General features: G+C 55.6%; 18 protein-coding genes and 1 pseudogene. 16 read left to right on the forward strand and 3 right to left on the reverse strand.

Features of this window, described 5'->3' with window-relative positions; translation table 11 throughout:
* Positions 1 to 368: 368 nt before the first annotated feature.
* The gene (locus ENN68_09375; GenBank protein ID HDS46271.1) at positions 369 to 596 is read right to left on the reverse strand and encodes a 4-oxalocrotonate tautomerase family protein; all 228 of its coding nucleotides are present in this window, start codon (positions 594 to 596) and stop codon (positions 369 to 371) included.
* A gap of 189 nt (positions 597 to 785) precedes the next feature.
* Between ENN68_09375 and ENN68_09380 the strand changes: the two genes are divergently transcribed.
* From ENN68_09380 to ENN68_09410, 7 genes and pseudogenes are all read left to right on the forward strand, one after another.
* Positions 786 to 1298 carry a hypothetical protein gene (locus ENN68_09380; GenBank protein ID HDS46272.1) on the forward strand — a complete coding sequence of 171 codons (513 nt, stop codon included), beginning with the start codon at positions 786 to 788 and terminating at the stop codon, positions 1296 to 1298.
* A 28-nt stretch (positions 1299 to 1326) separates the two neighbouring features.
* Positions 1327 to 2622 carry a hypothetical protein gene (locus tag ENN68_09385; GenBank protein HDS46273.1) on the forward strand — a complete coding sequence of 432 codons (1296 nt, stop codon included), beginning with the start codon at positions 1327 to 1329 and terminating at the stop codon, positions 2620 to 2622.
* 57 nt (positions 2623 to 2679) lie between these two features.
* The gene (locus ENN68_09390) at positions 2680 to 3339 is read left to right on the forward strand and encodes an ABC transporter ATP-binding protein (GenBank protein HDS46274.1); all 660 of its coding nucleotides are present in this window, start codon (positions 2680 to 2682) and stop codon (positions 3337 to 3339) included.
* A 26-nt stretch (positions 3340 to 3365) separates the two neighbouring features.
* Positions 3366 to 4556: an ABC transporter permease gene (locus tag ENN68_09395; GenBank protein HDS46275.1), complete on the forward strand. Its 1191-nt coding sequence runs from the start codon at positions 3366 to 3368 to the stop codon at positions 4554 to 4556.
* A gap of 3 nt (positions 4557 to 4559) precedes the next feature.
* Entirely contained in the window at positions 4560 to 5765 is a 1206-nt protein-coding gene (locus ENN68_09400) for an ABC transporter permease (protein ID HDS46276.1), read from the forward strand.
* A gap of 173 nt (positions 5766 to 5938) precedes the next feature.
* Complete coding sequence (locus tag ENN68_09405; protein ID HDS46277.1) at positions 5939 to 6235, forward strand: nucleotidyltransferase; 297 nt, start codon at positions 5939 to 5941, stop codon at positions 6233 to 6235.
* Positions 6232 to 6569: pseudogene (locus ENN68_09410) on the forward strand (DUF86 domain-containing protein). The gene ENN68_09405 and the pseudogene ENN68_09410 overlap by 4 nt, the downstream one beginning before the upstream one ends.
* A gap of 82 nt (positions 6570 to 6651) precedes the next feature.
* Here the strand turns inward: ENN68_09410 and ENN68_09415 are convergent.
* The gene (locus tag ENN68_09415) at positions 6652 to 7485 is read right to left on the reverse strand and encodes a F420-dependent methylenetetrahydromethanopterin dehydrogenase (protein HDS46278.1); all 834 of its coding nucleotides are present in this window, start codon (positions 7483 to 7485) and stop codon (positions 6652 to 6654) included.
* A gap of 640 nt (positions 7486 to 8125) precedes the next feature.
* Positions 8126 to 9844, reverse strand: a complete 1719-nt coding sequence (locus ENN68_09420) for a glutamate--tRNA ligase (protein HDS46279.1) — start codon at positions 9842 to 9844, stop codon at positions 8126 to 8128.
* Positions 9845 to 10045: 201 nt separating this feature from the next.
* Between ENN68_09420 and ENN68_09425 the strand changes: the two genes are divergently transcribed.
* The 9 genes from ENN68_09425 to ENN68_09465 all read left to right on the forward strand — a co-directional run.
* A complete protein-coding gene (locus tag ENN68_09425; GenBank protein HDS46280.1) occupies positions 10046 to 12115 on the forward strand; it encodes a PKD domain-containing protein in 2070 nt (689 codons plus the stop codon).
* 22 nt (positions 12116 to 12137) lie between these two features.
* Positions 12138 to 13109 carry a hypothetical protein gene (locus tag ENN68_09430; GenBank protein ID HDS46281.1) on the forward strand — a complete coding sequence of 324 codons (972 nt, stop codon included), beginning with the start codon at positions 12138 to 12140 and terminating at the stop codon, positions 13107 to 13109.
* 140 nt (positions 13110 to 13249) lie between these two features.
* Positions 13250 to 15064, forward strand: coding sequence for a DUF3344 domain-containing protein (locus tag ENN68_09435; GenBank protein HDS46282.1), 1815 nt, complete (start codon positions 13250 to 13252; stop codon positions 15062 to 15064).
* On the forward strand, positions 15042 to 16061 hold the full coding sequence (locus ENN68_09440) for a DUF3344 domain-containing protein (protein HDS46283.1): 1020 nt from the start codon (positions 15042 to 15044) through the stop codon (positions 16059 to 16061). Before ENN68_09435 ends, ENN68_09440 begins: the two co-directional genes overlap by 23 nt.
* Before the next feature lie 23 nt (positions 16062 to 16084).
* A complete protein-coding gene (locus tag ENN68_09445) occupies positions 16085 to 16765 on the forward strand; it encodes an ABC transporter ATP-binding protein (GenBank protein ID HDS46284.1) in 681 nt (226 codons plus the stop codon).
* Entirely contained in the window at positions 16762 to 17991 is a 1230-nt protein-coding gene (locus ENN68_09450; GenBank protein ID HDS46285.1) for an ABC transporter permease, read from the forward strand. Before ENN68_09445 ends, ENN68_09450 begins: the two co-directional genes overlap by 4 nt.
* A 156-nt stretch (positions 17992 to 18147) precedes the next feature.
* A complete protein-coding gene (locus ENN68_09455) occupies positions 18148 to 18483 on the forward strand; it encodes a hypothetical protein (protein HDS46286.1) in 336 nt (111 codons plus the stop codon).
* A 310-nt stretch (positions 18484 to 18793) separates the two neighbouring features.
* Positions 18794 to 20578 (forward strand): DUF3344 domain-containing protein, encoded by a 1785-nt coding sequence (locus tag ENN68_09460; GenBank protein HDS46287.1) that lies wholly within the window; start codon positions 18794 to 18796, stop codon positions 20576 to 20578.
* 203 nt (positions 20579 to 20781) lie between these two features.
* A partial coding sequence (locus ENN68_09465; protein ID HDS46288.1) for a DUF3344 domain-containing protein occupies positions 20782 to 21427 on the forward strand: 646 nt, incomplete at its 3' end.

Genomic DNA, 21427 nt, shown 5'->3' on the forward strand with positions numbered 1-21427 from the left:
ATAGCCTGGGAAAAGCGGAGAAACAAACAGTATAAGAGAATCGACTGGCGCTTTACAAGACAGAATGCCGACCAAAAACTATCCCCCTACTATGTCTAAGAATTACCTGGTCAAGACACTAGTCAACCAGCGGTTTCCACTTCATCCTATTCTCTTCAAGCTCATGATCACAGGAAATGGTGATTCAGGGCTAACAACGCCCAGGAGTAAAGATTATAAATCCGTGAAGTGTCCACTTTGTCTGGACGTGCAGGCTGAAATGACCAGAGATTGGATCAGATAAGATCAAGCGGTACGCCCACTACTCTGGCTGTTCTTTGTTTTCTACTCAGGTGCTCTGCTCGTCTTCAAAAATGGGGATGGGTCTTTTATTGCTTTGCCTCGCCCGCTTGCAGGGCTCTCACATCCTGTAATCCAAGCGCCTTTCCACCGATACCCCAGTTTCCGCTCTTTATCTCCTGGACTACGATCCACGTAGCGCTCCGGAGACTCTCGCCCGAGAACGAGACCATAACGTTGGTAATCGCCTCGATTATCTGCTTGGTCTGGTCCGCGGAAAACTCGCCTTCAAAGACCTTAAGCTCGATCAACGGCATTTCGCAACCCTCCCCCACACCGGTTAGTGTCCATACTTACCACAAGAGATAGTGTCATTACGGCCATTTAAGCTTGTTGGACGTAAAATATTCTCATATCAGGGGAATTGATCAAGACCTGCGAAACGCCACCTTTATATACGCAGTCATTTTAACGTTTTACTGAAACACAAAAATCACGGTGGGCTGATGGACGAAGACGCGATGCTCGACGCGGCCGCGAAGGTGGGCCGGATCCTCGGTGTCGGCGAGTCCGTGGGCCGTATCTGGGGCTTTATGCTCCTCACATCGCGGCCCGTAACACAGAAGGAGATCGAAGACGGTACGGGGTATAGCCGCGGCATGATCAGCCAGTGCCTGCAGGGTATGGAAGCGCGCACGGTGATCACTGTCGAGCGAGTGGGGCGGGAGAAACGGTACTCGATCAATCCCGCGCTGGCCACGAGTTACGGCGCTGTCATCGGGCAGCACTACGAGGAGCGGATGAAGCAGGTGATCGAATTCCTCACGGAGCTTGCTGATTCGATCACCGATGAACGGATTCGCGACTCGCTGCTCGCTATCAGGGACGAATACAAGAAACTGAGCATCGCCTTTGTCCTGACCCCTCGGATAATCGCGCTGATAAACGAGTGGAATATAGACGGAATGGAGGATGACGTAAAGGATATAGCGAAAAGGATATCTCTACACCTTAGCTGAGGAAGAACAAAAGGAGGAACCAGAATAAATGAGACAAAAGAGGAAGAGCGTAGGGCTGATCGTGCTTGTGCTTCTGGTGATGGGCGCGCTCTCGCTGCTCACCGCCGCTTCGGCCGCGGCTGAAAGACCTGCAGTCATGGTAACTGACTATTCCGTGGAGCCTGCCGTGCTGATGCCCGGTGACACCGGCACGATCACCCTGACCATCAGGAATCCCTTCATCGATTTCTCGTCCTCGGAGACCGCGTTGAGCGTTGACCCGAGCGGTACCACCGAGCAGACCACCACCACCACCTCGTCGCGAGGGATGAGCGCGAAGATCAAAACGATACGACTTGCCAGCACGTTTCAGCATACCAGTTGGCTGGTTGAACCCACAGCCCCTACACAATATCTCAATCTCGGCACCCTGGGGCCCGGCGAGAGCATGTCCGTTTCCCTTCCTATTGCCGTGCAGCGCTATGCACCGGACGGCATCTACTTCCCGGAGGTCTATATCGAGGTGGATAACGGCGATAACGTCCGGTTCCCCCTCAAAGTGGTGATAGACAGCAGTGAACTGAAGCTGTTCGAGGAGGATATACCGTCCATGATCTCACTGGGCGAGTCCAGGACCGTATCGATCACGGTGGCGAATAACCGGCCGAACATGGTGAACGGTGTAAACGTGCTCGTGCGGTCCAGCATAGCGGATCTCGAATTCACGCCACAGACGGTCTACGTGGGCAGTTTAAACGCCTACGAACAGCGGATCGTGAGCTTCATGCTCACACCGCACTCGACGGGCACGCAAGATCTGACCTTCGAGACTACCTACAAGAACGGGAACAACGAGAAGCTCAGCACGATGGCATCGTTCGTTACCGCACAGATCAGTGCCGATGTGAGACTCATCCTCGTGGCCGCACCCGATTTCGTCTACCCGGGTGAGACTGCGAGATTCGAGTTTGATGTCGCAAACGGTAAAGCTAGGGCTATCAAGGCGGTCTCGGTGGTGCCGGCCACGCACGGCCTCAAGATCCTGCCTTCTGAATACTTCATTGGCGATATGGATGTTGGCGATGTCTTCACCGCTTCCTTCGATCTCCATACGAGCGATCTTGAGACCGGTGAGCTCACATTACCCTTTGAGCTCCGGTACAAGGATGTCGAGACCGAGAAGGTATACTACGGAGAAGGGTACTCAGTGGCGCTTGAAGTGCGAGAGCGCCCGACGAGCACCGTGCCGACAACGCTGCTTGCCGGTGCCGCGGTTCTGGTGATCATCGGTATCGGCCTGCTGTTCTGGATGCGAGCACGGCGCCGGCGAGCACAGGAGCAGTAGTAGCGTGAGTAAGTAGCGCGAGAAACGCACGTGACGACAGGTACATGAAGGTATTCCATGATCCGTACTGAGCATCTGACCAAGATCTACCGGATGGGTGATACCGAGGTGTATGCGCTGAACGACGTGAACCTGGAGATCAATGAGGGTGAGTTCGTGGCCGTCATCGGGCCTTCGGGCTCCGGTAAGTCAACGCTCCTCAACATGATCGGCTGCCTGGATAAACCCACCCGCGGGTCCGTCTATATCGATAACGTGAATACCGCAACGCTCAATGAGAACCAGCTGGCAGAGATCAGACGCAAAAAGATCGGGTTCATCTTCCAGCAGTTCAATCTCGTCCACACGCTGAATGCGGTCGAGAACGTGGCCCTGCCACTGTTCTTCTCTGGTGTGCGCCGGGATCTACGCTTGAAGAAAGCGAAAGAGCTGCTGGAGAGCGTCGGACTGGGGAATCGCGTGCACCACAAACCCGCGGAATTGAGCGGCGGGCAGCAGCAGCGGGTGGCCATCGCTCGCGCGCTCTCCAACGATCCGGAGGTCATCATCGCCGATGAGCCCACCGGTAACGTGGATACCGAAACGGGGAACACGATCATGGGCGTCCTGCAAGGGTTGAATAACGAGGGACGGACGATCATTGTGGTAACGCACGATCCTGAGATCGCCGCTCGCGCTACACGTACACAGCGCATGCGCGACGGCAAGTTACTGTGAGTGCTTGGGAGTAATGGCGTTAAGCAATGCACGATAAAGTACGCATGGCCTACCGGAGCATACGGGAACGCAGAACCCGATCAATACTCACCATACTCGGTATTGCCGTGGGTATAGCGGCTATCGTCTCCCTGGTGAGCGTCGGCTTTGGCATGGAAGAGGCGATCACCGGCGAGTTAACCACGTTTGCTGATCTTATCACCGTGATGCCCGGGAAGATAGTAGGGACTACGTACGTCGAGCAGGGGAGTTTTACTGATCGCGATCTCAAAGCTCTGCAGCGTATACCTGGTGTCAAAGACATCACCGCCTTGACCTATGGCGCCGCGGAGGTGGAGTTCAGGAACAAGCGAAGGCCCGTCTTCATCTTCGGTGGTGATACGAAGGAGCTGGGCAACTTCTATCTGGACCCGGTCGGGCTCAAGGAAGGCCGGTGGCTCCGTGAGAACGATTATAAAGCCTGCGTCATTGGAGATAGGGTCGCTAACGACTTCTTCGATAAGCCCGTAGGAGTGAACGATAAGCTGATCATCAATGGCGAGAAATTCGTCGTGGTCGGCGTCTTTAATAAGGCAAGCACGCTCTACGCCGCGGACGTCGATCCCCATATCTTCCTCAACTTGCGTGCAGCGAAGGCTGCGCTCCGGAGCGATGACGTCAAGTACATTATGGTGCGCGTGTACAACATCGATGATGCTGAAGAGATAGCGCAGAAGGTCGAGAAAACGATCAATGATAATCACGGCCTCGAGGATTTCGCCACCGCGATGACGATGGGTAGTGCGCTCGAGCAGATCGGCTCGGTATTCAGTATACTACGCGGCGTTCTCGTGGGCATCGCCGCAATCGCGCTCGTGGTCGCCTCCATCGGCATCATGAACACGATGCTGATGTCCGTGATGGAGCGTACGCATGAGATCGGGGTGATGAAAGCGATTGGCGCGAAGAGCAGCGACGTGCTCACACTCTTCCTCATGGAGTCCAGTATCGTCAGTATCGTAGGCGGGGTGGTTGGCTGCGTGCTCGGCGTTCTCCTGGCGCGAATCATCAGTCTCGTTGCCAGCTCGGCACTGGGGATCGAGTTTGCTGCGGGTGTTAAAGTCGCGGTGCTCCTTGCCGGGATGGCCGTGGCGATCAGTGTAGGCGTGCTTTCCGGATATTACCCCGCACGAAAAGCATCGCGAATGAGTCCGGTTGAGGCGGTGAGGTACGAATAAAATATGCGTGATTCAGTATCGCTCGTGTTTCGGAACGTCAAGGAGCGCAAGGCGCGTTCTGCGCTTACGATACTCGGGATCACCGTGGGTATCGGTGCAGTCATCGCCCTGATCTCCCTCGGCATGGGTATGCAGGCCGCCGTCACGGAACAGCTCATTGAGATGGCTGACTTGATCATGGTGACGCCCGGCGCACAGGAATTCGGTGCCTTCGGCACGTTCGGCCGCTTCACCGACCGCGATCTTGATTCCGTGAGGCGGATCGATGGTGTCAAACATGCCGTCGGGATGCGCGGCGAGATGGAAGACGTGGCATACCGGGGCGAGACCTTCCGGCTGATGGTTACGGGCATCGATCCGCAGGACATCGTCGCCGTCTTCGGCGAGACGATTCGGCGCGAGGAGACTGACGGGATGGCCGCAGGACGTGACCTGCGCGAGAACGACAAACGCGCCTGTGAGATCGGGTACAGCGTCGCTTATGACTTCTTTAAAGATGATATCGGTGTTAATGACCGGCTCACGATCAACGGGAGCAAATTCAGGGTGGTCGGGATAATCGCGAAGCAGGGCGGGTTCAGGGCCGAGGTTGATTCGGCGATCTACGTCACGACACACGATTCAATTACGATCCTTGATAACCGGGATATCGCTCAGATCTTTGTCCGGGTGCACAACATAGAGGACGCCGAGCGAATTGCGGACGAGATAGAGAAGCGGATCGATAACAATCACAAGCTGGATGATTTTACCTCCGCCATGACGATGGGCAGTGCCATCGAGCAATTAGAAGCGGTCTTCGGGATACTGCAGGTGGTGCTGATCGCCATTGCCTCTATTTCACTTATCGTCGCGGCCATCGGGATCATGAACACGATGCTGATGTCCGTGATGGAGCGTACGCACGAGATCGGGATAATGAAAGCGATCGGAGCGAAGAACAGGAATATCCTCTCGCTGTTCTTGCTTGAAGCGGGCCTGGTCAGCTTCCTCGGCGGGCTCGGCGGTTGTGTGTTGGGCGTGCTGGGTGCTCGCGCGATCAGCTTCGGTATCCAGACGGGGTTTGACGTTGCCATTGCCGCGGTTGTGGAGCCGATAGTCCTGCTCGGCGGTATCGCGGTTGCCGTTGTGGTGGGCATGCTTTCCGGGTTGTATCCGGCACGGAAAGCGTCGAAGATGAGCCCGGTTGAAGCGGTCAAGTACGAATAGACTGTGGACGTTAGCGCTTTGGAGATGCTGCTTCTCTTTAAACCCTTAATAACCCGTGGAGACTTTTTCTGGTAGTAGGGCTGACGTCCTACAGAAGAAACGATTTCCGAGGCTTGATGGTCTAGCGGTTTACTTACTTAAAATCTGAACACCGAATAATGAATGAGCAGATAATGACCGAAGAAGTTAAGCACATCCTTGCAACTCTCCAAAAGTTAGAGAAACGCGTAATGAACGAGTATAAAGCGAAGATTGTCGGTCTCTTTGGCTCGTATGTTCGAGGTGTGCAGACAGAGAGCAGCGATGTGGACATCCTCGTACGCTTCCTCGAAGGCGCTACGCTATTTGATTTGGTTGGGCTTGCTAACTTCCTTGAAGAAGAACTGCACGTTAAGGTAGATGTTGTTCCTGTTGATACAATTCGCAAGGAGATACGAGATGATATTCTCAAGGAGGCGCTGTATCTATGAGAGACCCAAAACTATACGTGAACGATATCCTAAGGCGATGAATGCAATCGAAGACTTTGTAGAAGATGTCAATTTTGACGCCTTTAAGCATGATGATTTGGTCTCAAGTGCAGTGATACAGAAGTTTGAAATTATTGGGGAAGCAACCAAAAATCTGCCGGAAAGCATTAAGCAGCGATACACTGCGATACCTTGGCGAGAGATGGCAGGAATGAGAGACCGTCTTATTCACTCATACTTTGGCATAAAATATGATCTTGTTTGGAATGCTATAAAGGATGTTTTTCCGCAGATAAAACCCTTGATTCAAAAGGTTATTGACGACTTGGAATAACACAGTTGAAAACGCCGGTGACCTCGTCAGAAAAAGAAAAAGAAAAAAAGAAGAAGAAAAAAAAAGAAAAGGAGCGCGTTAGTTACGCGCTCGGCTTCTCCATCAATTTCCGCTTCTTCAAGAGTTCGCCCGTTCTCGCGTGCGGCATCCTTAGCAAGCTGTCGGTGTACTTCTCGATCTCCCGCGCCTCTTTCGCGAGCTTCGCCGCCTCAGCGAGGAGTTCGTGCGCTGCTGCAACGATCGGCACGTACTTCTCGGGCTCTTTCATCATGAAACAGCCCTTCACGTCCAGCTCCGCCACCTTCTCCGCCATGCTGTAAGCGGCGATGGCCTTCGCCTTTGCGTACGGGTTCGTAAAGCCTGCGGCTTCAACCGCTTTCTCGGCCGTCGCCACGATCTGCGGCAGGTTCACCGCGCCACCGGCCCGGATCTCCGTGATCACACGATCGATCTCATCCGCGACCAGCTTAACCACTCCGGTAGCCGAGAGCACGGACATCACATCGACATTGAAGATGCTCATCTCCACAGGATCGAGGAACTCGCGGCGCGCACCGATCATCGGATCGCCCGGAATGATGATGAACCCGAAACCGTCCTCCTTCAACTTGTCCTTGGCCTTCAGCGCCGGCGCGTCCGAGACCACGATGCAGGGTATGCCCTTCTCCTTCGCCATCTCACGCGCTTTCTTCGGGCCCGGGAGTGCCGCGTTCGGGCTGAGCACCAGGACCAGATCCGGGCCCCAGTCGAGTAAGCGAGCAACGTCTGGAGCTGCTTCCGGCGTCATCTTCGCGCCCGTGCCCAGTACGCGCACGTCGATGTCCTCCCGGTCAGCTCGCTCGTCCAGCAGCAGATCCGCTATGCGTGAAATCCCGATATTCCCTAATTTCGCAAATCCAATCTTTACCACGTCCATAGAAATCACGGTTTTACCGTTGGTAGCGCCCAGATAAAAAACCTTCTGTTTTTTCCCGCGGTCGCCGTATCCAACCAGTAATAAAATGTCCAGGAGACGGTAACGATGATCCCAGGTACTCTGCAGGCGTGGATAACGAGCAAGGGTGAATGACTCGCTGCAAGTGCTAAGATCCATCCCGACCGTTTGTCCTTCATAAACGGCGTAATTGTAGAATCTCGGGACGAGTACGAGAGCGAACGAGAAACGTCATCAGCAATGACGGGTGCATCAAATCAACCTAAGAGGACAGTTATATCTCAGCGGATTTATTGCGAATGCCGGTTCCGGAATAACGAATAGATAAGACCGTATTGTATCACCAGAGACTTCCTACCGCTAGAGAATGTAGACCATGTAATCACCTATTCATAAATTATTGTGAAAAGAAATTAGGATCGTATATGCTGCAATATTACTAAAAACGATAAAAGAGCCAATTTTTCAACTAATTTTATTTTTTATTCCATAATAGAAACGGGTTTTCCGCGGTAATGATAATATAGATAAAGTCGTTAACCAAATTTATTCTTCGATAACTCTGTAATTTTAAGTGAACTTACTTACGTTTCTTTGATTAAACTTTCTTTTCAAAGAAAGTTTAATGGGTGAAGTACGCGACCACTTCGATTCCCTTTTCTGTTTCCGCCACAGCATCAACGCGGACGAACCCGTAGCGCTCGAACTGCACCACCCTATCATGTTCGTCCGCGATCAATAACTCGCCCAGGCCCTCGTCCGTGCCATCGGGACGCTTCACCTTGACGGTTATCCCGTTCGTCGGTGCCCACTGGATGACCGGCATGCCTGCTGGGGCGGGTTGCGCCGCTTCAGCCACGACTGCTGCTCGCAGGGGTTTGACGCTCTCAACTTCGATCGTGCAGAGGTATTTCAGCCGAAGGTGCTGCCCCGGCGTCAGCTTCGCCACATCCGTGTCTGCGAGATAGACGGTATTACCGGTGGGTATCTCACGGTACTCGGTGCCCTCGGGATGCTTCAAGGCCTTCGCGATACGGTAATCGAACCCTTTTAACTCCCCCGCTACCGGATTGCGGACGAAGAAGTACCGGGGCGCTTTTGGATCGATCATCTTCCGGTTCTCAGCATACAGATTCTTCATGCTCACCGCGATATCCGTCTGCGTGACGCCGATGGAGACGAAGAACTTACGAATCGCCTCTGGCTGGAATCCGCGCCGCCACAGTGCTCTAAGCGTGGGCAGTCGCGGATCATCCCAGCCCTCGTACTCGCCGCGCTCGATCGCTTTCCTGAGCTCCGAGGTGCTGAATTTACCGAACTCCTGCATTCTTATCTTGCCCCAGAGCATGGTGCGCGGGTATGTCCAGCCGAAGTACTCGTAGAGGTACCGCTGGCGCTGCTCCGATTTCATGAGGTCCTTGCCCCGTATGATGTGCGTGATCCCGAGCACATGATCTTCGATCGCCGATTCAAAATCCAGCATCGGCCACACCATGTAGCGCTCGCCAACGCGGGGGTGATCGCGCTTCAAGACGCGAAAGGCGACCCAATCGCGTAACGCGGGATCGGGATGTGTCATATCGGTTTTTATCCTGAGCACCGCACCTTTCTCCTCGTACCCGCCGCTCAGCATCTTCTGCCAATAGCCCCTCGTCGTTCCGACACTCGCCGTTCTACAGGGGCAGGGTAGTTTGTGATCCTTATACTCCTTAAAGGTTTCCGCGGGACAGAAGCAGACGTAGGCCGCTCCTCGCTCGATCAGCTCTTCCGCGTACCGATAATACAGATCGATACGTTCCGAGGCGATGACCAGCTCGTCGGGTTCCGCATCGAGCCACGCGCAATCCTCTAGATACCAGATATACGCATCCATTAATGGCCGCTTCAGGACGGGATCGGTATCATCGAACCTGAGGATGAACTTCCCGCCGTATCGCTTGGCATACTCCGAGTTGATAATGATGCCGCGAGCACTGCCGAGCGTTGCCGCGCCGTTTGGATTGGGCGCGAATCGCATCACCACCGGCTCACCTCGCGCAAGCGGCAGTTCCGGTAAACCTGCTGGTGCGCGCTTCGGCTCGAGCCCCTTCGCCTCCAGCTCGGCTAACAACCCGGGCGCGAATGCTGCCAGTTCGCTTGCACACTCCTCGCTGCTCAGCGACTCGATCCGCTCGATCTCTCCCTTCACCAGCGCTGCGACCTCTTTCGCTTCGCTTCTCAGCTCCGGGTGCTCCGCAAGCATACGCTTCAGCACGACGTCCAGCTTCGGCGATGTGCCATACCGTACCGCATTCTGCAGGGCGATTTTCTTTATCTCGCGCCCGAGCACGTCCACGTCCATTACTCCGCTCGACACTCCCACGAATAAAAGGCGCTTTACTCAGCATAAACCTTCCCCCTCAGCAACACGCGGCTCAGACTCAGCATCACGCGCCGCGCTTTCTCAGCCTCCGTCTCTCAGCTTCAGTGCATGAGGTGCGATGCTCCCGGATAACAGCATAAGTACGTTAGCTTTATATATGGAATATACCATCAGAATAGTATGTGCTTAGACAAAAGGTATGTTGAAATGGGTATGGAAGAGAAGTGGTGGAAGCGAATTGAAGGTTCGAAGAAATCAGTAACCGTTGTCGTGCTTGGGGCTGCCCTGGTCTGCTGCTGCGTCACACTGCTCACCGCGTCGCTCAGTGCAGGTGCCAGCGCGGGAGGTGCTCCTCCGTTGCCCATCCAGCAGTCGCCCGTTTCAGAGCCGTTACGCGATCTCGCGGCCTCCACCCGGCCGAGCCCTACGACCGCTCTGCCCCTGCACGAGTACGGTGACGTGGGCTCTGGGGTGGTGATCAACGAGTTCATGGCCACGCCGCTCGTAGGACCTGATTGGATCGAGCTCTATAACCCGACCGCCAGCACGGTTTCACTTGACCAGTGGACGATCACAGACGGCGCAGCCAATGCGATCGATCTAACCGGCAAGGCGATCATGGCACACGGCTATCTGGTGCTCGAGTTCAGCAATAAGTTGAATAACGCAGGAGACATCATCTATTTGCATAATCCTACAACGACCGTCGATAGCGTTACTTACGGGACGTGGGATGATGGGAACATTGCGGATAATGCACCCGCGCCCGAGGCGGGCCAATCAGCGGGTAGATACCCTGACGGCTGGGATACTGATAACGATAGCGCAGACTTCAAAATCTTCACCAGCCCTACACCGGGTGCTCCGAATACGATCGTTCCCGAGATCATTTCAACAGCGCCGCCATCGCCTGTTCACGACTATGCGGATGCTGCACGTACCTTTACGGTTACGGTCGACCAGGCGGCGAATATCACCTGGCTCCTCAACGGAACGGTGGTGCAGTACATGGCGAGCGTGCCGGCATTCACCAGCTGCAGCTATACGAGCAGCAGCGCGATTACCGGGTACTGGAACCTTACAGCCATTGCGAGCAATGCCAACGGGAGCGTCAGCTACACGTGGTGGTGGACGGTCACGGAATATCATGCGGTGGTTTCCATTGATGATGCGCACGCGAACCAGGGTGAATCTACCGTTTCACTGATCACGATCACTAACGCGACAAATATCGGCTCGATCGATCTCGAGTTCACCTATAATCACTCGGTGGTCGTGGTTACCCGGGCATCAGCGGGCGGTTTCGACGAGACGGTCACCAATCTCGAGGGTAATGCGGCGGGTTTCGTTAAGATCGTGGCCTTTCAGGCCGAGAACCCCGGGTTAAACGGCACGGTCGTGCTCGTAGAACTCGAGCTCACTGCGGTGGGGGGCGCACACGCTTCTAGCCCGTTGACCCTCTCGGTGAAGAAGATGACCGATGCCACGCCCGCGTGCACTGATCTCCCCTGCACGGTAAGGAACGGTACGTTCTCCACCAACCGCCCACCGGTTGCCCATGCGGGCCCTGATCGTACCGTCTTGCTCAATGACACCGTTAATTTCAATGCATCCAGCTCCTACGATCCCGATGGTGAACTCATCGCTTTCTTCTGGGACTTCGGTGACGGGAGTAGCGCAACGGGCATGAACATGACACACCGGTACACCGAAAACGGGATCTTCGTCGTGAACCTGACGGTAACGGATAATGACGGCGCTACCGGCAGTGACACCTGTACCATAACGGTGAACACACCACCCGTTGCTGATGCCGGCCCCGATAGTGTATGCCTGGTGGGTGAGGTGGTATATTTGAACGGCTCGGGCTCCTACGATCCCGATGGTGTACTACTCACGTATCAGTGGAACTTCGGGGACGGAATGACCGCAACAGGATCCGTGGTGACGCATGGCTACGCGGATGCAGGAACGTATACCGTGTCCCTTACCGTGACTGACAATCTCGGGTCGATCGCAGTAGCTACCTGTACCGTAACCGTCTTCCTGAACGGGGACGTGAACGGGAATGGGCAGGTAGAGATCTCGGACGCCATGTACCTTGCCAAGCACCTTGCGGAGATCGCCGGGTTCGAGTCTGTCGAGGAGATCGTTTGTGACGTGAACGGGAATGGGCAGGTAGAGATCTCAGACGCGCTCTATCTCGCGAGACATCTGGCACTGATATCCGGCTTTGAGGAGCTCAGATGAGAGGCTCACGGTGAGGTGAAAAATGCCCGCCGTATCAGATTTGAGAACTGGCGGAGGACGCGTCAGTAAGAAAAAGCAGGCCTGGATTACCGCCGGTTACGCGGTTATGCTAGCACTTACCTTCAGTGTGCTAACGCTCGGGTCACCGGCGGTCGCGCTAACCGAAGTGAGCATCGGGAGCGCTCATGTCGAGCAAAACGCACCAGCGGCAGTGCCGATCACGATTCATAATGCCGCAGATCTGGGTTCCGTTGACCTCGAACTCGTCTTTAATCCCGCGATTGTTACCGTAACGACGATAACGGCAGGCGATTTTGACGTGACCGTGACCAATCTCGAGGAGACTGCGACAGGCTTCGTTAAGATCGTGGCCTTCCAGGCCAAGAACCCCGGGTTAAACGGTACAGTGGTGCTCGCACAGGTTACGCTGTACGCAAGGGCCGCGGTGGATTCCACCACCCCGCTGAACATCAGCGTGAACAGGATGACCGATGCGACTCCTTTCTGTCGAGATATTTCGTATTCTGTCACCAACGGCTCTTGCACCGTGATCTCCTCAGCTGCCACGCCCACGCCATCAGCAACGCCACCATCCGAAACCGGGGGCGGTGGCGTGCTTTTTTCTGTATCCCTTGATTCTGACGGTGACGGCTATTCTGACCATTACGAACGCCTCACCGGTTCGGACCCGAATGACCCCTGTGATCCCGATCCTACCTGTAGTGCCTGCCTGGCAAGCCGAAAAGAAATACCACCGGTGGTAGCGACACCGGGTGTATCTGTCCGCGCGATGCCTCTACCATCGTCCACGCCGTCAACGCCAGTACCTGCGATCGAACAACCCGCACCGCCCTCGGCGGTACCAGCACGGGAAGAGCACGTTTTGGACGTTCATAAGCCGCCGGGGACGCTAGTGCTCATCCTGCTGGCAGCCATACTACTCTCCGGACTCCTGCTGCTGGCCGTCTCGCGCGGCTGGTGGAAACTCCGGTGAGCAAACTCGGTCCACGCCACGGTCGTTAGTTAGATAGTGATTACCGTACTGCTGCAGTGGCCAGGCGATGTAATATTAAACCAATATGTTTTATTAACATTAAACAACAAATCTCGGTAATGTGACAACATACCGTCGTGATGGGGATGGTGAACGTGAAGGGTAAAACAACGCTCGGCATGGGTCTGCTTCTGCTCCTTGGTCTTACGCTGCTGGTACCGGGTGCAGGCGCGCTGTATTCTTTTGACGGCGTGCCGTATCACGACCGGCTCGATCTGGCGGCTCATGGCTCCCTGCAGGGTGGCATCTACGTGGGCGAGAGCCGCGGACTCGGGTTCCCACCGTACGAGCAGAACTTCGAGTTGCCCGCAGGGGTTCAGATTTCCTGGGCGCGGCTGTATGTCGGTGTCTGGGGCGGCACGGAGCGCGACGAGGGCTGGGTGCAGACGAGCTTTAACGGACATGATCTCGGGAAAACGCTCTTGAAAGGTATCAACGATGATAACCCGCATGTCTATTGCTCATCCCACGGCGTCTACTGGGTCTACTACGAGGTCACGGACAAGGCCATTCCTGGCCGCAATACCGGAATCTCAGAGACGAGCCGGGGTGAACGGGGCAGTAAACTGGAGGGTCGCGTCTATGGCATCATCCTGGTCGCCGCCTATGAGCACGAAGCCGCACCGGAAATCTCCTACTGGGTCTACGAGGGTAATCCGAGCCTGCACGGGATGGGCTGGTCGGGTGCCATCCCGTCGATTAACGATTTCGCAGACGTGGACTTCCGCAGCTCGATCGATCCCGCGAATGTCAATGCCGCACGTGTCTCGGTGGTCTATCTTGCCGGCAATCTCGGCGAACCTGACTACCTGGTCTTTAATGGCCAGGAGATCGGTGGTAATGACGTGGCCAATAGCGGAAATGACGAGACCTATGGGATCGATCTCAAGCACTTTGACGTGACTCCGTATACTCGAGCTGAAAATAGGCTCCGCTTCCTCAGAGGTAAAGATGTCAATGGTGACGGCATGATTGAGGTGGACGACGAGGGCAATCTGGAGGGTGAGTACTATGTACACCCCGTTCTTGCGGTTCTTGCCGTCGAGCACAAAACCGCGGAGCACACTACACCGGACTTTACCGTCACTCTCGACGTTGCTAGCCTGACCGAAGGCGCGAACACGCTTCATGCCGTGGTGAACAACGACGGGCGCCTGTACGAAGGCGACGTGCGATTGCGCGTCTCCGTTGACGATTCTGAGCTCTATGCTGGTGCAGTCCGCATGGATGCCAGTGGCGTCACGAAAGTAAGTGTTCCCTGGATTGCCGCGCGTGGAATACATACCCTTTCCGCACAGGTGAATCCGGATAACGCTATCGCGGAATCGAACAGGAACAACAATGTGTACCGTTCCAACGTTCGCATCGGTGGCAGCCCTGACGTGTCTGTCAGGATTCTGACGCCCGTCCGTGAGCAGAACAGCGCGGGAACGGCCACCGGGCTGCTCGCAGTGGGCGCCGGGTTATTGGGGGCGCTGCTCCTCGCGCTGCTCCTCTCGCGTCGAGGGGTTACGAGACAGCGTGCTATGCCCGTGGCGCTCTTGCTCGTCGTTGCCGTTCTCAGCGTCGCGGTAGTGACCTGCGGCTGCGTGGACAAGCAATCCGGAGGACAAGCGCCCGCTGGTAGTGGTATGCTCAAATATTCCGTTCCTGTTGAGCTCACCAATGAGGGCGAGCTGCCCGGAGCGAACTTCGAGCTCGCGCTCTACATCGACAATGAGAAGAGCGCGATCACCACGATAGAGCGATTAGAGGGCGGTACTTCTACCATCGTGGCGTTTTCCATCGTGGTTTCAGAAGGGACACATACCGTGAAGGTAGTTGCAGATGAGCGAAATGAGCTGCAGGAAACACGGAGGGAGAACAACGTCGATGAGCTCACCTTCTCGTTCTAGCGCTCCGCTGGTAGCACTCATACTCTTAATGGTCCTTGCCTTTCCGATCACGACAGTTTCAGGCTCCTACGCGGGCGATAAACCGCTGGGTACGGTTGCACATGATGCGTGCTATGGCGACGTTGTCTTCACGCTCGGTGATAGCACGTATAGCGGGTTGCTCGAATACAATGCTCCTTACACCGTCACGTTCGATACCTCAGCAGCCGCAGCCGGAAAAGCGGTAAAACTCGCGCGGCTGTACGTCTACTGGGTCTGGAGCCAGAAAGAGAACGTCGGCGTGTACCCCACCCTGGAGCTCCACGCTCATCACGACGTGCTGACCGAGGCCGTTACGTACACCGATACCAAAGGCTTTGTCGGTCGCTATGACTACTTCTCCGGCGTTACCGTCTACGAGTGCACGCAAACACTGGCGAGCACGTATCAGGATGGTGATACCATTGCGGTGACGGTGATGAATGCGGACCCCACGGGAAGCACGTTCAGTCTGCAGGGGATCGGACTGCTGGTGGTAGCCGAGTGCATAGAAAATGACCGGAGCTGCCCGTACATCGAGTACTGGATCAATGAAGGCTGCGATATGATCTATGCGGATTACGGGATCACGCCGGAGATGGCGACCTCAAAGAGCTATTTCCACGGCGATATAGCCGTTACTAACGTCAAAAAGGCCACGCTGATCACGGTCGTACCTTCAGGCGGCTATGTCTCCGGGGGTGAGGCGGCGCAAAATACGCTCTACTTCAACGAGGAGAGCGGGTGGTTAAAGGAGCTGCCGTTCCTCAAGCAGTTACTCAAATTGCTCTTCGGATTCGGTGGCGGCGTGTGGCAGGATGTGTATATTGCTGATAGCACCGTGCAGATAGGGGTTGATCAGCGTGAGGTTACCGAGTACCTTAAGGGCTCGAACAACTTCGTCGCGGTTCAGGATCGGGGCGATTACATGATGGTGACGAACGCGATTCTGGTGGTGGAACAGCGCGGTGCGCGCTGATAGAGGAGGGCATACTAGATTAGATGACCGTTGAGACACGCGCATTAACGAAGCAGTACGGCATGGGGGCGCAGAAGGTCGTTGCGCTTGACAGCGTGGACTTACACGTTAAAGAAGGCGATTTCATCTCGATCGTGGGCCCCTCAGGCTCCGGTAAGTCAACCTTGCTGCACGTCCTTGGCTGTCTCGATGCGCCCACCGACGGCGAGGTCTATCTGAAGGGCTCGCGCGTGGACTATCGTGATAAACGGGCGCTGGTACTCTTACGGCGGCATTTTATCGGGTTCATCTTCCAGACCTACAATCTGATCCCGGCACTGACCGCCGTCGAGAACGTCGAGTACCCACTGTATTTCACGAAGAGCACGCGGAGCAAGAGCGGGCGAAAAGCGCGTGCTCAGCAGCTCCTGGCGCTGGTGGGGTTGGAACATCGTACGCATCATCTCCCCTCTGAACTCTCGGGCGGTGAACTGCAGCGCGTGGCGATCGCGCGTGCGCTGGCAAACGATCCTGCACTCATTCTGGCGGACGAGCCCACGGGCAACCTCGACTCGAAGACCGGCCGGAGCATTCTGGAGCTACTCAAGCGGTTGAACACCGAAGAGCGCAAGACCATCATCATGGTAACCCATGACCTGGCCGCGGCGCAGCGAATGAGCACCGTGGTCGAGATACTGGACGGGAGGATCCAGAACCGGTCATGAGGGAATTGTTCTCACTGGCAAGCCGGCAGTTGCTACGGAAGAAACTGCGTGTGCTGCTTATCGTGCTCGGGATCGCCATAGGCGTCGCAGCCGTCATTGGGGTCACCGCGTTAGGAGAAGGGATTCGGGTACAGGCCGTTGAGCAGATCAAGGCCTCACACGATCTCACCACGATCGAGGTCGCGGCAGGCGTATCCGGAGAGCGTGTGACCCTGATCACCAATTCGAAGATCAATGCGATTGAATCGAGCCCCCATGTTGCGCTCGTGGCACCGTACGTCACGGATTCGTACGTCACGCAGAATAACACGTATCTCGCGGTCAAAGGTATCGCGGCTGAGTATCGCCAGATCCACGCGCAGCAGTTGCAGGTAGCACAGGGCGCGTGGTTTACTGAGGCTGAAGCTGGTGCCGCGGACACGCCAGTTCAGGTGGTGCTGGGCTATGATGTCGCCCGGCGTCTGGCACTGGTAGAAGATCTGGACGTGGGTGACGAGTTCGTGGTGAGGATCAGATTATACGGTGCTGAAGGTCGGCCGGAGGATAAACGAACGACCTTCAGGATCGCGGGTACACTGGCATCGACGGGCGACGCGCATGATAACGAGGTGTTCATGACCGTCACGAATGCGCTCGCCCTGGACGAAAAAGAGTCCTATGACGGGCTGGTAGTTAAAGTAGACGATCCCGCGTTTGCCGCTACGGTACGCGAGCTGATAAAAGATCTTGGCCTCTCGGCGTACTCGGCGCAGGATGTCATCGATGAGGTGAACCGGCTGATGGTAGCCGTAACGGTGGTGCTCGGCTTCTTCTCCGGTATCTCGCTGATCGTCGGCGCGCTTATGGTCATCAATACCATGATCATCTCGGTCTTCGAGCGCACGCGCGAGATCGGGCTCACGAAGGCGCTGGGCGCCTCGGACTTTGACGTCATGAAGCTCTTCCTCGCGGAATGCGTGATCATCGGTCTCATCGGCGGCGTTTGCGGCGATCTGCTCGGTATAGGCTTCTCGAAGCTCATCGACCTCGTCGGCAAGCCCTTTCTAATCAGTGCGCTCGGCGGAAGCATCGGTGCGAATCTGGAAGCAGGGAGCATCACCATCGTGACACCCACCATACTGGTAGCGGGATTCGCCATCGCGCTCGTGCTTTCGGTTCTTTCAGGACTGTATCCCGCGCTGCGTGCGGCGCGACTGAGCCCGCTGGACGCGCTACGGCAACTCTGAGGATACTGTTCGGTTAGATAAGCTCCACGCACCCCAGGTATGCTCGCGCACTGCCTTCCGGGCTCAGCGGCTTCAACTCACAACAAACCCTATTTTTGTGTGCTTTAATAATACCTATAGCTTCTTAAATAGAAATAAGTTTTAACAAAATATAAAATGGTGTTACTTTACGCGGGCGGGATCTGGGACGCGGCGAGGGCTCCACATACCACTGCAGACCGCGAAACGTACAGAGAAGCGGGCGCAGGGCACCTGTCTGCCCGGACAGCACCGCGGGGAGAAGAAGCGGAAGAAAAGTACCGCGCCGCGGAAGGCCGCACCATGAATATCAGTCGCAGAGCGGCGAACTGCAGGATGAAACGGGCTTCTAGCCGGAATGACCTCCTCTGGTGCGTTGACCGCGGCGGCGCGAGCGCACGCACGCATCCAGCCCAGACCTCTTTCCTCCCGGGGCCTCCTCCCTTTTTGGCGCACCGGCACCACAGCTCATAAATCCTCCCCTCAGGCCATAACAACTCGCGGAGCAGTACAGGGGTGACCACCGGGACCTGGGTCCCCCTGCACTGCTGGTGCCGGTGACGCTTTTTTTTTCGTGATAGTGGAGGCAGCGACGGATCGCCGCTATTCCGCGCCGCTGCGCGCAGTCTTCACATCACATCAGCTATCCCTATGCAGTAATATTACCTATTTTTATGACCACAGGAGACCACAGTTCAATCTGGACGTGGCTGGAGCCACGAGACGAGTGCAAGCAAGTGCAAGCAATTAGGCGGCGGAGTACATCGAAGATCGAAGATGATCCATGATCACGGTGCGCGCCCTGCGCTGCGCTCGACCCACACACAAAAGTATTTTTTTGTATGCAATAGTAATACCAATAGTATTTATATGGGGTAATAGTATTACAAATCAACATCTCTGTGTGTTTCCGCGGCGTGCCGCGGCGCCGCGGAAGGTGGAGCACGTGGGACCGGATAGTGGTAAAATGGGGGTACAAAAAGTGTGGAAGTGTCGAACAATCGTGCCTGCACCTGCGGCTTGCGCTGCAGTACTTCTCCTGGTAGCCTTCTCGGTAATCGCCGTGGCTGATCCCTACGTCGGCGGCGTGCCGCTGACCACCGTCAGGGAAGGCGTCGTGAGCGGTGACCTGTGGTTCGACCATGCCCATCCGATGGTGAAGGATTGGACACACGAGTATACCCTTCCTGCGTACTCGGACATCGAGTGGGCGCGGTTGTATGTGCTGATCTACTGTGGCAGTATGACGGAAAACTACTCGGGAAGGGCGAACATCACCTTCAACAGCGTTCAGCTCGGCGGCACCCCGGATAATCTCAGCAGTGCGGTGTTCAATGTCAGTTACTCCTTTCCCGGCGTGGGAGGTACGGGGCCGGTCTGGGTAAACGACCACTGCGTCCGCGTCACGAGCGATTACCTCATGTGGTATGATGTCACGGGCCTGGTACAGCCAACGAGCAATATCCACGTGTATACCTGGCCGACGCATCCCAATTTTGATGGCCGGGTAAAGGGCGCCACGCTCGTCGTGGCCTACAATGATGGTGATTCCGATACCGTCCATTACTGGGTGAATCAGGGCCACGACACGGATAGCTATTTGTGTGATGATAATCTGGGGGTAGATTACGTCGGCGTTACGAATTTCGCCGCGGCCCTGTCTTCAGGCTCAGTAGTCCAGAGCGCGAACCTGACGGTGGTGCATTACGCCAGCACTGACGGCACGTACACCTTCAATGGCGTGACCATTCCCACCGATCCATCCGAAACGACTACACCACCGGGCGAGAACTGGCAGGGCGGGTTTTCTGGCTACAATAGCTGGATGGTCGCCAGTCTCTTCACGTCAAACGGGAACAATAGTCTGACCTACAACCGCACCGGTGATTACACCTATTACAAGATAACCCAGGCATTTCTGACGGCGAACTACGAGGAATACGAGGAGTCAAATGCGCAGACCTGGTATCTTTGGGATGATCCGTATTGCGGAACTCCAGCTAATGATACTTATGCTCACAAACTTGACGCTAACATGAGTAGAGCTGGATATGGAGAAAGTAATCAATCCACAGTCCTTACTGATCATGAGGTCGCATGGTGGTATCCGGAGGGACCTGCACTGGTGGATGTGTACTTCGGTGATAAAGATTGGGTGGCTGAACTTTATTATGAAGTCTCGCCTCACGGAAGCGGAACGATATACGTTGAAATCTTCAGTATAAATGTTACCAATGGGACTATTGACTACAGGTTTGCATACAATAGTACTACGGTGACAGGAACCACAAATGGGTACTTGAACTTTACCGTTCCTGATGATGCCACGACGACCCAAACAGTTCTCTCTGGGCATATGTTTGCAGTGCGATTGCGGTATGTTGGCACGGGTGACTTCACCATTTGGTATAATGGCCCAGGTGGTGAAGGTGGTACGCCGTCTCGTATCATGTCGCCGATACTCGATCCCGGCTATCCGGTGCCCGAGCTGGCATCAGGGCTGCTCCTCGCCCTCGGACTGCTCCTGCTTCTCGGGCTCTGCGGGCTGCGGAAGAATCGGCGGGAGTGACTGCATGCGCGGACGGACAGCAGAGGAGAAGGTGAAGCGGGCGATAGGGTGGTACGGTTCGAGCAGCAAGGATGCTCCGCGGAGCGGGGCAACAGATACGCGTGTTGCCTCGATCTCGGTTCATGGTGTAACCCCATGGCGGGGCTGAGAGAAACAGGAGATGAACGGTATAAACAAAAATTAGGAGGTGAAAACAAAAAGAAATGAAAGCAAAACTAACAGGTGTTTTAGTATCATTGGTTCTCTTCGCTACCGTGGTGGCTCTGGTGGGAGCTGCTCAGGCGGGCCCCGATCTCGTGGTCAACAGTATTATCCCGAACTGCGGTGGCTATCTCTTCGCCAACGAGAGCAATGTGATCCAGGCGGTCATTGCGAACACCGGCGATGCAACAGCAGGCGCATCGCACGCCAGCTTCGTGCTCAGCGACGGGTACTCCGAGAAGGTGGATGTGCCCGAACTGGCGGCCTCAGCTACGACTACTCTCTCGATCACCGACCCCACGATTCGACCTGCAGGCACTGCAGTCGGGATAACGGTGACCGCCGATTGCGATGACGAAGTGACCGAGGACAACGAGACGAACAATGACTTCTCAGTAGTCAAGACCGTGATGAACAACGGCTATAAAGGCAAGCGGTACACCGGCGGCAGTGACATCGCCACCTGGCAGACCTTCGCGCTCCAGGGCAACCTGCTCTATTCGACCGGCAATAGCCAGTATCTGAGCGGATCCTCTACGGCCTGGAACTCCTATACGGTCGACTGGAATGAGAGCGACCTGCCCGTTCCAGCCGCGGCATCGATCAGAGCAGCGAGATTGTACGTGATCTTTACCTGGGATAAGGTGC

Source organism: Methanomicrobia archaeon (assembly GCA_011049045.1).
Taxonomy (GTDB): Archaea; Halobacteriota; Syntropharchaeia; order Alkanophagales; family Methanospirareceae; genus JACGMN01.

Bases quoted from the DNA above. Each gene is read 5' to 3' on its own strand.
- ENN68_09375 (HDS46271.1), bottom strand. From the start codon at position 596: ATGCCGTTGATCGAGCTTAAGGTCTTTGAAGGCGAGTTTTCCGCGGAC.
- ENN68_09380 (HDS46272.1), top strand. From the start codon at position 786: ATGGACGAAGACGCGATGCTCGACGCGGCCGCGAAGGTGGGCCGGATC.
- ENN68_09385 (HDS46273.1), top strand. From the start codon at position 1,327: ATGAGACAAAAGAGGAAGAGCGTAGGGCTGATCGTGCTTGTGCTTCTG.
- ENN68_09390 (HDS46274.1), top strand. From the start codon at position 2,680: ATGATCCGTACTGAGCATCTGACCAAGATCTACCGGATGGGTGATACC.
- ENN68_09395 (HDS46275.1), top strand. From the start codon at position 3,366: ATGCACGATAAAGTACGCATGGCCTACCGGAGCATACGGGAACGCAGA.
- ENN68_09400 (HDS46276.1), top strand. From the start codon at position 4,560: ATGCGTGATTCAGTATCGCTCGTGTTTCGGAACGTCAAGGAGCGCAAG.
- ENN68_09405 (HDS46277.1), top strand. From the start codon at position 5,939: ATGACCGAAGAAGTTAAGCACATCCTTGCAACTCTCCAAAAGTTAGAG.
- ENN68_09415 (HDS46278.1), bottom strand. From the start codon at position 7,485: ATGGACGTGGTAAAGATTGGATTTGCGAAATTAGGGAATATCGGGATT.
- ENN68_09420 (HDS46279.1), bottom strand. From the start codon at position 9,844: ATGGACGTGGACGTGCTCGGGCGCGAGATAAAGAAAATCGCCCTGCAG.
- ENN68_09425 (HDS46280.1), top strand. From the start codon at position 10,046: ATGTGCTTAGACAAAAGGTATGTTGAAATGGGTATGGAAGAGAAGTGG.
- ENN68_09430 (HDS46281.1), top strand. From the start codon at position 12,138: ATGCCCGCCGTATCAGATTTGAGAACTGGCGGAGGACGCGTCAGTAAG.
- ENN68_09435 (HDS46282.1), top strand. From the start codon at position 13,250: ATGGGGATGGTGAACGTGAAGGGTAAAACAACGCTCGGCATGGGTCTG.
- ENN68_09440 (HDS46283.1), top strand. From the start codon at position 15,042: ATGAGCTCACCTTCTCGTTCTAGCGCTCCGCTGGTAGCACTCATACTC.
- ENN68_09445 (HDS46284.1), top strand. From the start codon at position 16,085: ATGACCGTTGAGACACGCGCATTAACGAAGCAGTACGGCATGGGGGCG.
- ENN68_09450 (HDS46285.1), top strand. From the start codon at position 16,762: ATGAGGGAATTGTTCTCACTGGCAAGCCGGCAGTTGCTACGGAAGAAA.
- ENN68_09455 (HDS46286.1), top strand. From the start codon at position 18,148: ATGGTGTTACTTTACGCGGGCGGGATCTGGGACGCGGCGAGGGCTCCA.
- ENN68_09460 (HDS46287.1), top strand. From the start codon at position 18,794: ATGATCACGGTGCGCGCCCTGCGCTGCGCTCGACCCACACACAAAAGT.